Genomic DNA, 12,785 nt, shown 5'->3' with positions numbered 1-12,785 from the left:
CGTTAGTTAAATACGTGGGCGGCAGTGATGTAATTGAGCCTATCGTAAAATACAACTATGAGACAAATCCTGGTAATTTAAATCCAAAATACTTAACGGTTCATGGCGACAAGCTGTATTTCCAAGGGTATGACGGTGCTGAATACAAAGAGCATGATGATCCAACGTTTGGTTATTACAACGAGCTGTTTGTTTATGATGGTGTCAATGCGCCGCGAATTGTAACGAATTTACGCGTAGGGGCTTCAGCTTCACCTTCGTTTATCGCTTCAGTGAACAATGAATTATTAATGTACGCCAATAACGGCAGCACAGGTAATGAGTTGTTTAAGTTAGCGACAGAAACGGCAAGCTTTGATGTCGACGGTGACTCAGATGGCGTAATGGATGTGGTTGATGCCTTCCCGAATGATGCAGCCGCATCAGCAGATACAGACGGTGATGGTTATCCAGACGCATTAGTAGAGGGTGTCGAAACGTCTTTAGTTGTTGACGCGTTCCCGAATGATGCAACTGAATTTGCAGATACTGACGGCGATGGGGTTGGTAATAATGCAGATGCGTTCCCATTAGATGCAGCCGCATCTGTTGATGAAGATAGCGATGGTTTCCCTGATTCATGGAATGCAGGTAAAACCGAAGCAGATACAACAACCGGTCTTGTTATTGACGAATTCCCAGCGGATATTGTTGATACCGATATGGATGGTACGTTCGACCAAGAAGACAATGACGACGACGGCGACGGTTACAGTGATGAACTGGAGCTAGAATTTGGTTCAGATCCAATTGTTGCAAGTTCAATCCCTTATCAAAAAATTGAATTGGCCTCAGATATTCGTGCAGGGTCAAGTTCAAGCACGCCTAAATACTTTACCGAATTTAATGGTAAGACGTATTTCCAAGCGAATGGTGGCACAAACGGTATAGAGCTGTATGTCTATGACGGTACGTCAACGGAGTTAGTATTTGATATCCGAACTGGCACAAGCTCAAGTAGCCCTGTTGAGTTGGTTGTCAATGCAACTGGCGATACGATGTACTTTGTGGCCAGCGACGGTACTGATAAGGCGCTTTGGTCACTAAGCGATGTTGATGGTGCCGTGCCAGTTAAAGTGGCGGCATTTGCAACAACCGCAGATGACACAGAAACAGCAGAAATTGATGAGTCAGTTACCGCGTTTAGTACGATTAAAAACCTATACGTTATGGGCAGCAAAATTTATTTTGCAGGTAAACGCTCAGGTGACACGAAAGACATTTCGACGTATTCGTTAGCGGATGCAGAATATTCTGAAAATGTGGCAACCGATGAAGAGTTATATTCATTTGATACGATAACCGGTGAGATCACCTTAGAAGTTGTCGCGGATAATGAAGACGGCATTGAGCCAGAGAACTTTACTGAGCTTGATGGGGTTTTATACTTCAGCGGCAATAGCAAAGTCGAAATACAAGAGATTTACAATTCACGTGCAGACGCTTGGTTTANNCAAGATCTTCATGAATGCGACGACGGCGCTAAGCAGCGGCGAAGACGATGTGACGGGCCAAGAGTTAGCCATATACGACCCAGCAACGGGTGAGGTCGTGGTACATGATTTGGAAGTTGGTGCCTCAGCAACAGGAGCGTTGTTAGAAATCGACCCAAGTGACTTTATCACGTTTAAAGGCGACTTATACTTTGTCGGTGACACAGAACAAGGCGTTACGTTAGTTAAATACGTGGGCGGCAGTGATGTAATTGAGCCAATCGTAAAATACAACTATGAGACAAATCCTGGTAATTTAAATCCAAAATACTTAACGGTTCATGGCGACAAGCTATATTTCCAAGGGTATGACGGTGCTGAATACAAAGAGCATGATGATCCAACGTTTGGTTATTACAACGAGCTGTTTGTTTATGATGGTGTCAATGCGCCGCGAATTGTAACGAATTTACGCGTAGGGGCTTCAGCTTCACCTTCGTTTATAGCGTCAGTGAACAATGAATTATTAATGTACGCCAATAACGGCAGCACAGGTAATGAGTTGTTTAAGTTATCTGGCGACGTTATGGACTCTGATAGTGATTCTGTAGCAGATGTATACGATGCCTTCCCGAATGATGCAGCCGCATCAGCAGATACAGACGGTGATGGTTATCCAGACGTATTAGTAGAGGGTGTCGAAACGTCTTTAGTTGTTGATGCGTTCCCACTAGATGCAGCAGCATCTATGGACGACGGTGACGGTTACCCTGATGCATGGAATGAGGGAGCGACAGCTGCGGATTCAACAACTGGGTTAGTATTAGATAAATTCCCTGCAGATGGCGGGGTCAACTGGACAGATTCAGACGGTGATGGTGTTGGTGATAATACCGATGCATTCCCGGCATATTCTGGTGCGTCAGTTGATGCTGATGGCGATGGCTATCCTGATAGTTATCATGACGGATACGACCACGAAATTGCGCAAGGTGGTAAAGAATTAGACCAATTCTTAGGTAATAGTGCGGAATGGAGTGATGTGGACCTCGATGGTGTCGGTGATAACTCAGATGCCTTCCCACTTGACGCTGCAGCATCAATTGATACGGATGGCGATGGTTATCCAGATGTATTAGTTGCAGGTATTGATACTGACTTAACCGTAGATGCGTTTGTTAATGATGTTACCGAATCCACAGATACTGACATGGATGGAGTTGGTGACAATACTGATTCCGACATTGACGGAGATGGGGTATTAAATGCGGTTGACGCAAATCCATTAGTTGCAGTTACCAGAGAAAATGACCTTGACCGTGATGGTGTTGACGATAGTGAAGATGACTATGTCGACTTATTGTTAGCGAAAGCGGCAATTGAAGCCACCGTGGAAAATTCTGGTGGTAATATTTCAATGAATGCGACGGGCATTGATACTAAGGTGACTGACAAGTTAGCGACGTTAATCAATGTTGCTAATATACCGACCACTGTTAGTTTTAAATCTGTAGTTGATGGCGAGTTAAAACAATCTGGTTTGCAGGATGTAGGCATTGTATTAACTAACTTAGTTGGCTCTGAGCAAACATTGTTTTTGCCGCTAGCGATTAATCCATTAGCCACGACCGCGACTACCGCATTTAGCAAAACCGGCGAAGATTTTGCGATTGATGTGAACTTAACCGGTGCGCCAGTAGATTATCCGGTGACGTTCTCTTATCAATTAGTTCAAATCAATACGGTGTTAGTTGAGGGGACGTTATCAATTGATGAAGGCTTATCAAAAGCACTAGAATTTGATGGCGTTGTTGATGGGAATTACGCTATTACTATTGAAGATGAAAATGGTTTAGCTGTTTTTGCGAATGGTAAACATGAAGTAAACCTAACCGTTCAGGAAAATACGCGACCTTCAATTTCCACTGGCTTGATGTTTAACGACAAGAAAGTCACAGTGGTTGAATCAAGCGTAAGTTCAGCGTTTCTTGCGTTTGATATCTTCGATGCTGATATGGATTCATCTCATAATGTAATAATTACTATTGATGGTGAAGAAGTGTTCAATGGTTCAGCGTCTATGCATGAAGTCATTGAAATAAATCCTGAGCAATTAGGGGTTGGCTCACACACCGTTGTGGCCAAAGTCGTTGAAACGGATACAACTGACTTATTTGAAGCAAGCCAAACTTCTCGATTCTTTATAACGGAAGCGTTACCAGAATTAAGTACGATGGCAGACTCAGATAACGATGGGATCTCAGATGCAGATGAAGGTATGTCAGACTCTGATGGTGATGGCATTGCAGACTATTTAGATAATGCGAACTTGTTAGCTAATCAACAAAAAGTCGGCGATACCATAATTTCAGTAGAGGAAGGCCTAACAATTTCGATTGGTCAAACGGTGAAAGCTATAGACAATGGACATTCAGCGGACGCTGCAACAACCGTTGCGGAAATTGAAGCTGCATTGAATGTAGAAATTGATGACTCAGATGTTACTAAATACGTTACCCCAATAATTGACTTCGAAGTACACGGTGCCGACGTTGGTTCAATTATTACAATGATAATACCACTTAACGAAAAACTGCCTGTTAATGCGCAATATCGCAAACTTAAATCAGATGGGTCATTTGTTTCCTTTGAAGTAACTGACACTCAACAACGAGATGGTGATTCTATTTGGTCTGCGGTTAAAACCTTATCAGGTGAATGCCCAGCAGCCGATGACACCGAAGCGTGGAGCCGAGGTTTAGTACAAGGCAGCAATTGCATTAAGTTACGCATAACCGATGGTGGCGTAAATGACGATGATGGCGTTGCTAATGGCGTGGTTGTTGACCCTGCGGTAATAGTGGCGGTAAATAATGCACCAGTAGTTGAGTTGGCTAGAGAAATACAAGCGAATGAAAATACTTATGTAGAAATTGTAGCGTCAGCAACAGACCTAGATAGTGCTTTGTTAGCGTATTCTTGGACGCAGGTTGAAGGTAGTGCAGTTGAATTGCTATATACAACAGGCGATACGATATCATTTGTAACACCTTCAACATCTGAAGGCGAAGAGTTGAAGTTTACTCTGCAAGTGACAGACGGTGTTCGAGTAACCACTAAATCAATTACGGTTGTGGTGGCAAACTCAAATACAGCACCAACTGTGACAGCGTCAAGTTCTGTCTCTGAAACAGAGATCGGTGGTTTAGTAACACTATCCGCATTGGGATTAGATACTGAAAACGACGATCTTACTTACAGTTGGTCTACAGTGACTAGCAATGTGGTATTAGCTAATGCCGATACAGCGACTGCAAGCTTTAATGCGCCAACGGTTACTGAAGATACGACAATCAACTTTGAAGTATTAGTTAGTGATGGTGAAATGACCGCTACTGCAAACGTCAGTGTATTGGTTAAAGCAGCTAAGGAAGAAAAAGATGAAGGACTATTAGGTCTATCATTTAGCTACACGTTAGCAACCTTACTTGGTGGTTTTGTGGCATTCCGCAGACGCATCAAAAAATAACAATTAACTGTTTTAGTTAATTAACTAAAAGGAGCTTTCGAGCTCCTTTTTTATTGCGGGTTATTTAATTAGGGAATAAAAAATCCAGCTTAAAAATTAGTTTGGCTAAACGCCATACAATCTAACTAAACCTGTATCATAGTGTTGTGGACCAAATGAGAGTGACATTTATTTAAGAAATACAGAAGGAAATGAGGCGTTTTTCATAAGAAGTATTTCAAATCACCAATTCACATTTTATTACATTAAAATTTAGACATAAAAAAACCGACATCAGTCGGTTTTTTTTGATTAATCTGCGACTACTTTTTAGGTAGTTCGATTTTTTTATCGTCACTTTGCTTAAATAACACAAGTGTTTTACCAATTAGCTGAATTTTTTCGGCTTTGCTTTCGCGAACTATCGCTTCAACATAGAGCTTTAATTCTTCACGATCTTCAGAAGGTACTTTAACCTTAATTAATTCGTGAACCGCTAGGGCGTTTTCGATTTCGGCTAAAACGCCTTCAGTAAAGCCATTCGAGCCAAGTTGCACGACAGGTTTTAGTGAATGGGCTTCGCCCTTTAAGAACTGGATTTGTTTTTTTGATAGACTCATTAGGTTTAATTTTACAGTAATTACTTGAATTAATGATATTCTACCCCACCTTTAGACTATTACCAATTCATATACTAAGTTATGGCAAAAGATAAACGTTCCGGTAGCAGTAAACGCTGGTTAGAAGAACATGTAAACGACCCATATGTGAAAGAAGCCAACAAACGTGGGTTACGTTCTAGAGCCTATTTCAAAATTGAAGAGTTGCAGAAAAAAGATAAACTAATGCGACCGGGCAGTATTGTTGTCGACCTCGGGGCCGCGCCAGGTGGTTGGTCTCAGTACGCTGTAGAGTTGTTAGATGGTAAAGGCACGGTAATCGCGTGTGACATTTTACCTATGGATCCAATTGCAGGTGTCGACTTTCTCCAAGGTGATTTTAGAGAAGAAGATGTATTAAATGCATTGTTAGATAAAATCGGCGACAATAAGGTCGATTTAGTCATGTCTGACATGGCGCCAAATTTGAGCGGAAACGACTCAATTGACCAAGCAGGTTCTATGTACTTGGTTGAGTTGGCTCTCGATATGTGCCAACAAGTGTTAAATAAAGAAGGTAAATTTGCTGTCAAAGTATTCCAAGGTGAAGGTTTTGATCAGTTTGTAAAAGATGTACGTAATGTATTCAAAGTAGTAAAAGTGAGAAAGCCTGAATCGTCAAGAGCACGTTCGAGAGAAGTGTATCTGGTAGCGACAGGATTTAAATTATAGTAGTCTTCATTTTAATGTTTATTTGTTGAGGTTATCCCTTTGAGCGATATGGCTAAAAATCTAATTATTTGGTTGATGGTAGCAGTGGCACTGATGTCTGTATTTAATACGATCACGCCAAATGATAGTACGAGCAGTAGTACAAACTATACCCAGTTTGTTAAAGAAGTTCGTATGGGCGAAGTTCGTGAAGTTAAAATTAACGATCGCCAAATTGTCGGCCTGAAGCGTAGTGGTGAAAAGTTTGAAACTTATATCCCAACAGCTTACGACAAAGATTTATTAAACGATTTAATCGAAAATAACGTACGCATTGTTGGCGTACCTCCTGAAGAGCCGTCAATTTTGGCGTCTATTCTAATTTCATGGTTCCCTATGTTGCTATTGATTGGTGTGTGGATATTCTTCATGCGTCAAATGCAAGGCGGCGGCGGTAAAGGCGCTATGTCATTTGGTAAATCTAAAGCGCGTTTAATGGGCGAAGACCAAATTAAAACAACGTTTAAAGACGTAGCCGGTTGTGACGAAGCTAAAGAAGAAGTTCAAGAGCTTGTTGATTACCTAAGAGAACCTGCAAAATTCCAAAAGCTTGGCGGAAAAATTCCAAAAGGCGTATTAATGGTCGGTCAGCCTGGTACGGGTAAAACCTTACTTGCGAAAGCCGTTGCCGGTGAAGCAAAAGTCCCATTCTTCGCAATTTCTGGTTCAGACTTTGTTGAAATGTTTGTTGGTGTTGGTGCATCACGTGTTCGTGACATGTTTGACCAAGCTAAAAAATCAGCTCCTTGTATTATCTTCATCGATGAAATCGATGCTGTCGGTCGTCAACGTGGCGCAGGTTTAGGTGGTGGGCACGACGAACGTGAACAAACGCTTAACCAAATGTTAGTAGAGATGGATGGTTTTGAAGGCAACGAAGGCATTATCGTAATCGCCGCGACTAACCGTCCTGACGTACTAGACCCTGCATTATTAAGACCGGGCCGTTTTGACCGTCAAGTTGTGGTTGGTTTGCCAGACGTTCGTGGTCGTGAGCAAATTATTAATGTTCATATGCGTAAAGTACCAGTAGCAAACGACGTAGAACCTGCGTTAATCGCACGTGGTACGCCAGGTTTCTCTGGTGCTGACTTAGCAAATCTAGTAAACGAAGCTGCCTTATTTGCTGCTCGCTTCAATAAACGTTTAGTCGACATGCAAGATTTCGAAAAAGCCAAAGACAAGATCATGATGGGCGCCGAGCGTAAATCTATGGTTATGGGCGAAAGCGAACGTGAAATGACAGCCTACCACGAAGCTGGCCATGCAATTGTTGGCCGTATGGTTCCTGACCATGACCCAGTTTATAAAGTCAGTATTATTCCTCGTGGACGTGCACTTGGTGTCACTATGTACTTGCCTGAACAAGATCGTTTCTCACACAGCAAACAGTTCTTGGAAAGCCAAATATCTTCTTTATACGGTGGTCGTATTGCCGAGGAAGTTATTTATGGTGCAGATAAAGTATCAACGGGCGCTTCAAATGATATTGAACGTGCAACTGATATTGCTCGTAAAATGGTTACTCAATGGGGCCTTTCTGAAAAAATGGGACCTATGTTATATGCAGAAGAAGAAGGCGAAGTGTTCTTAGGACGTACGTCATCTAAATCGCTTCATATGTCTGATGAAACGGCACAGGCCATTGATGCTGAAATTAAAGTATTTATTAACCGTAACTACGAACGCTCAGTTGAAATTATTAAAGCGAATTTAGACATCTTACATGCAATGAAAGATGCGCTAATGAAATACGAAACAATAGACGCAAAACAAATTGATGATCTAATGAATCGTGTTCCAGTTCGTGAACCTGCGGGTTGGTCTGCAAAGCCTGAGTCTAAAAATGACGACGACTCTACAGACAACACCAAACCTGAAACTGACGTTCCTAATCCTGCCAGTTAATATTAAGGCCCCTTTATAAGGGGCCTCATTTTTATGACAATGTTTAATTTAACAAAACTCGAAACGCCTATCATAATGGCGATCTTAAATGTAACTCCCGACTCTTTCTCAGACGGCGGTAAATTTACTCAGCTTGATGCGTCTATTAAACATGCAGAATTGATGTTGTCTCAAGGTGCGGATATTATTGACCTTGGTGGCGAGTCCACACGTCCAGGCGCGCCAGAAGTGAGTTTGGATGAAGAATTATCACGGGTATTACCTGTGATCGAAAAATTAAAAAGTGAATTTGGGTGTTTGATTTCGCTGGATACCAGCAAACCTGAAGTCATGCGAGAAGGCATTAATAGCGGCGTAGACCTTATCAATGACGTATGTGCGTTAACGGTAGGAAACGCTGTTGAGGTTGTTGCTAATTCAAATGTACCGGTTTGTTTGATGCATATGCAAGGCACACCGCGTACAATGCAGTCAGAGCCAGAATATAGCGATGTAGTTACCGATGTAAGTGCATTTTTGGCTGAACGAATAAATACCTGTTTAGAAGCCGGAATCGACAAATCTCGAATTTGTATCGACCCAGGATTTGGCTTCGGTAAGACATTAAGTCAGAATTACCAATTACTAAATCGATTAGACGAATTTGAATCGTTAGGATTGCCGCTCCTTGCGGGACTATCGAGAAAATCGATGATTGGAAACTTGCTAGGGTTAGCCCCCGATAAACGAGCATTAGCAAGTGTTATATGTGCAACTTTGGCATTGACCAAAGGGGCAAAAATCTTAAGAGTGCATGATGTTGCAGAAACGAAACAGGCATTAGATCTGTTTAAAGCGACTTATTACGGAGTAAATCATGAGTAAAAAATATTTTGGAACAGATGGTATTCGCGGATTAGTTGGGCGTTCGCCTATTACTCCTGAATTTGCACTAAAGTTAGGTTACGCTGCAGGTAAAGTTTTTGCGAAAAACGGCAACCGAAAAGTGCTTATCGGAAAAGACACTCGCATTTCGGGTTATATGCTTGAAACCGCATTAGAGTCTGGCCTTATCGCTGCTGGTGTTGATGTAGGCTTGTTGGGACCAATGCCAACGCCTGCTATTTCATATCTTACTCGTACATTTCGCGCCGACGCCGGTATTGTCATCAGTGCCTCGCACAACCCATATTACGACAACGGCATTAAGTTCTTCTCTGCGGCGGGTACTAAGCTGCCAGACTCAATAGAACATGAAATTGAAGCTATGTTAGATCAAGAGATCACATGCGTAGAATCTGAAAAACTCGGTAAAGCAACACGCATAAATGACGCAGCTGGCCGATATATCGAATTTTGTAAAAGTCGTTTTGCGCCTGAATCATTGCGCGGCATGAAAATCGTAGTCGACAGTGCCAATGGTGCAACGTATCACATCGGTCCAAATGTATTCCAAGAGCTAGGTGCAGAAGTGGTGTCTATCTTCGCAAAACCGGATGGACTGAACATCAACGAAAAATGTGGCGCGACGCATACCGAAGCACTACGTGAAGCGGTATTAGCCAACGAAGCTCATGTCGGTTTGGCGCTAGACGGCGACGGCGACCGCATTATTATGGTTGACCATAAAGGTGTTGAAGTTGACGGTGATGAACTGGTATTCATTATTGCGCGTCACGCATTAAAACAAGGCAACCTTAAAGGGGGCGTTGTTGGCACATTGATGTCAAACCTTGGTCTAGAAGTTGCCCTTAAAAAGTTAGGTATTCCATTTTTACGCGCTAAAGTCGGCGATCGTTATGTAATGGAACTATTAAAAGAAAACAATTGGACTATTGGCGGCGAAAGTTCAGGTCATGTTATAAACCTAGAACATATGCCAACAGGCGATGGTATTGTGTCGGCAATCCAAGTATTAACCGCCATGGTTGAGTCAGGGTTAAAATTATCAGAACTTAAATCTGGTATGGAAAAATACCCACAAGAGTTAATAAATGTGCGCGTTGGCCAAAATAAATATCCACTTGAAGTGGATGAAGTTAAGTTAGCGATAGCAGATGCAGAAAAAGAACTTGGCGATGAAGGTCGTATATTAATTCGTAAATCGGGTACTGAACCTCTTATTCGAGTTATGACTGAAGGCAAAGACGCAGAGCTAATTAATGCCGTAGCGAAACGAGTTGCTGAAAAAGTAGCCGCATACGCCGATTAATTAAAGCTTTGCTTGTAACTTTGCAAGTTGTTAGTTACTATCACGCCCGCGAAAAATTAGGAGTAAAGCAATGGCTGAACGTCTACCTTTAGTAGTTGCCAACTGGAAGTTGAACGGCGATAAAGTGTTATTGGCGGAAATGATTGATGCGTTACAAGCGTTTGAATCTAATGAAGTTGAAACCGTTGTATGCCCACCATTTGTTTATTTGAATGAAAACACAAATGGTGTTAAAAAGGGCGCTCAAAATATTGCAGAAGTCGAATCTGGTGCATTTACCGGTGAAGTCTCTGGCAGAATGTTACGTGACGTGGGTTGTCAGTTTGTCATAATAGGACATTCTGAAAGACGCGCCATGTATGGTGAAACAGACGCTGTTGTTGCTAAAAAAGTATTGGCAACATTGCACGCTGGATTAGTCCCAATTATTTGTGTTGGTGAAAGTGAACAGCAACGCGAAGATGAAGAAACCATAGCGGTTATTTCAAAACAGATCAGAGCCGTATTGGATGATTTGCCGTCGTATTCAGACAGCTTAGTTTTTGCCTACGAACCCATTTGGGCGATAGGCACAGGAAAAACGGCCACGACGGAACAAGCGGAAGAAGTACACGCCGAAATCAGAAAGGTTTTGGCGAGTTATAATCAGGAGTTAGCGCAAGAGACTCGTATTTTATACGGTGGAAGTGTTAAGCCTGATAACAGTAAAGAATTATTTTCAAGTGACAACATCGACGGAGGCCTAATTGGAGGCGCGAGTTTAGATGTAGAGTCATTTACAACCATTTGCAAAAATGCGGTAGCTTAAGGTAATAGCATGTACGAAATTTTGATAGTAGTTTATTTAGTAGTCGCATTAGCTTTAGTTGGATTAATCTTGATCCAACAAGGTAAGGGTGCCGATATGGGCGCGTCGTTTGGTGCTGGCGCATCAGCTACATTGTTCGGTTCTAGTGGTTCTGGTAACTTTTTAACCAAAACAACCACGATTCTGGCAACCCTGTTTTTTGTTATCAGCATATTCCTAGGAAGCTTGACAGCGAATTCAGTTAAAGAAGAAAACGAATGGAATGACATCTCAGCACCAGTTGTTGAAGAAGTTAAAAAAGTCGCTCCAGCAGATACGGACGTTCCAGTTTCTAACGAAACAACAGACGCACCAGTAAAAGACGTACCTGCAAACTAGAAACACTTTCGCGGTTGTGCTGAAATTGGTAGACAGGCAGCGTTGAGGTCGCTGTGTTCGAAAGGACGTGAGGGTTCAAGTCCCTCCAACCGCACCATTATTAGGTTCTTTAAGAACCAACAAAAACCCGGAAAGTTAATTAAAAAAAGCTTTCCGGGTTTTTTTATGGGTTATTAGTCGATTACTAACGAACAATGACAACCAGCAATTTAAGTAGTACATTATGTAGTACAGATTCACTTTCTCAAATGGTGTACTAGATAAATACCAGTAAAACCGTCATCCCAAATCCCCAGAACAAAAAAACGTCATTAGTAAGCGACAACCAAACAGAAAAACATCATTCCCAATATCCAGAAAAAACGTCATTCTAAACAAACAGAAAAACATCATTCCCAATACCCAGAAAAAACGTCATCCCAAAAGAGTCTAAGCGATATTAGGGATCTCCAACCAAGTGCAGAGGAAATTACAATTATCAGCAACTCTGACCCCACAGGTTTCTTTCAATTGGTCAAAAATACAGTACAAAGACCACCATCCGAACCAAACAGAAAAACGTCATTCCCAATACCCAGAAAAAACGTCATCCCAAAAGAGTCTAAGCGATATTAGGGATCTCCAACCAAGTGCAGAGGAAGTTCATAATCCACCTCCAATTAGCTCATAGTTTAAGAACAAAAACCGTCATTCTAACCAAACAGAAAAAACCGTCATCCCCGTAGCTTGTAAAGTTAGGCAGCCTAAGCGATATTAGGGATCTCCAACCAAGTACAGAGGACGTTCATAATCCACCCTGCAGGCTGCGCCTTTCTTTGCCTTGCAGGCGGCTATTTCGACTGCGTCGACCATACTCGCGCGGGGCTTGAAGTTTTCTTTGCCCTGCGGGCGGCTATTTCGACTGCGTCGACCATACTTTTTTCAACAGCCAAAAAAGTAGGCAAAAAGGCCGCTTTCGGCCAAATCCCTAATCCTTAGGTAAGATTTATATTATCGTCGAAGACGGGATGAAAGTATGTCCATATACAACCATCCCTTGCAACGGCGTCCCTGCCGTTCACTTCGAGATATAAATCTCAACTAAGGGGGATTTAGACGAAGGAAAATGTCGCCTGAACTTTAGGTGTAAAAACATGTTTTAGAGAAAAAC

At 42.1% G+C, this 12,785-nt stretch carries 8 protein-coding genes, 1 tRNA gene and 1 pseudogene; 9 read left to right on the top strand and 1 reads right to left on the bottom strand.

Features of this window, described 5'->3' with window-relative positions:
* Together KO525_RS12055 and KO525_RS12050 are read left to right on the top strand one after the other, a co-directional pair.
* Positions 1 to 1,586 (top strand): annotated as a pseudogene (locus tag KO525_RS12055) (hypothetical protein); the annotation flags it as partial.
* Entirely contained in the window at positions 1,504 to 5,001 is a 3,498-nt protein-coding gene (locus KO525_RS12050) for a choice-of-anchor U domain-containing protein (protein WP_215964071.1), read from the top strand. The pseudogene KO525_RS12055 and the gene KO525_RS12050, both read left to right, overlap by 83 nt.
* Positions 5,002 to 5,303: 302 nt before the next feature.
* On the opposite strand, the gene yhbY is transcribed toward KO525_RS12050, so the two are convergent.
* Positions 5,304 to 5,600 carry a ribosome assembly RNA-binding protein YhbY gene (gene yhbY, locus KO525_RS12045; RefSeq protein ID WP_215964070.1) on the bottom strand — a complete coding sequence of 99 codons (297 nt, stop codon included), beginning with the start codon at positions 5,598 to 5,600 and terminating at the stop codon, positions 5,304 to 5,306.
* A gap of 81 nt (positions 5,601 to 5,681) precedes the next feature.
* Here yhbY and rlmE point away from each other — a divergent pair, with 81 nt between their 5' ends.
* From rlmE to KO525_RS12010, 7 genes are all read left to right on the top strand, one after another.
* The gene (gene rlmE / locus KO525_RS12040) at positions 5,682 to 6,311 is read left to right on the top strand and encodes a 23S rRNA (uridine(2552)-2'-O)-methyltransferase RlmE (RefSeq protein WP_215964069.1); all 630 of its coding nucleotides are present in this window, start codon (positions 5,682 to 5,684) and stop codon (positions 6,309 to 6,311) included.
* Positions 6,312 to 6,350: 39 nt separating this feature from the next.
* A complete protein-coding gene (gene ftsH, locus KO525_RS12035; RefSeq protein ID WP_215964068.1) occupies positions 6,351 to 8,258 on the top strand; it encodes an ATP-dependent zinc metalloprotease FtsH in 1,908 nt (635 codons plus the stop codon).
* A gap of 33 nt (positions 8,259 to 8,291) precedes the next feature.
* Positions 8,292 to 9,122, top strand: coding sequence for a dihydropteroate synthase (folP, locus tag KO525_RS12030; protein WP_371744408.1), 831 nt, complete (start codon positions 8,292 to 8,294; stop codon positions 9,120 to 9,122).
* Positions 9,115 to 10,449, top strand: coding sequence for a phosphoglucosamine mutase (glmM, locus tag KO525_RS12025; RefSeq protein WP_215964067.1), 1,335 nt, complete (start codon positions 9,115 to 9,117; stop codon positions 10,447 to 10,449). Before folP ends, glmM begins: the two co-directional genes overlap by 8 nt.
* Before the next feature lie 70 nt (positions 10,450 to 10,519).
* Entirely contained in the window at positions 10,520 to 11,257 is a 738-nt protein-coding gene (gene tpiA / locus KO525_RS12020; protein ID WP_215964066.1) for a triose-phosphate isomerase, read from the top strand.
* Between the two features lie 9 nt (positions 11,258 to 11,266).
* Positions 11,267 to 11,635 (top strand): preprotein translocase subunit SecG, encoded by a 369-nt coding sequence (gene secG, locus KO525_RS12015; RefSeq protein WP_215964065.1) that lies wholly within the window; start codon positions 11,267 to 11,269, stop codon positions 11,633 to 11,635.
* 10 nt (positions 11,636 to 11,645) lie between these two features.
* Positions 11,646 to 11,732 (top strand) — tRNA-Leu (locus tag KO525_RS12010).
* The last annotated feature ends 1,053 nt before the right edge of the window (positions 11,733 to 12,785 follow it).

This window comes from Psychrosphaera sp. B3R10 (assembly GCF_018861025.1).
Taxonomy (GTDB): domain Bacteria; phylum Pseudomonadota; class Gammaproteobacteria; order Enterobacterales; family Alteromonadaceae; genus Psychrosphaera; species Psychrosphaera algicola.
Note: the sequence above shows the minus strand (reverse complement) of the source record. Positions and strands in the feature narration are given on the sequence as shown.

Coding starts and splice junctions, on each gene's coding strand:
- KO525_RS12050 (WP_215964071.1), top strand. CDS start 1,504: ATGAATGCGACGACGGCGCTAAGCAGCGGCGAAGACGATGTGACGGGC.
- tpiA (WP_215964066.1), top strand. CDS start 10,520: ATGGCTGAACGTCTACCTTTAGTAGTTGCCAACTGGAAGTTGAACGGC.
- secG (WP_215964065.1), top strand. CDS start 11,267: ATGTACGAAATTTTGATAGTAGTTTATTTAGTAGTCGCATTAGCTTTA.
- yhbY (WP_215964070.1), bottom strand. CDS start 5,600: ATGAGTCTATCAAAAAAACAAATCCAGTTCTTAAAGGGCGAAGCCCAT.
- glmM (WP_215964067.1), top strand. CDS start 9,115: ATGAGTAAAAAATATTTTGGAACAGATGGTATTCGCGGATTAGTTGGG.
- rlmE (WP_215964069.1), top strand. CDS start 5,682: ATGGCAAAAGATAAACGTTCCGGTAGCAGTAAACGCTGGTTAGAAGAA.
- folP (WP_371744408.1), top strand. CDS start 8,292: ATGACAATGTTTAATTTAACAAAACTCGAAACGCCTATCATAATGGCG.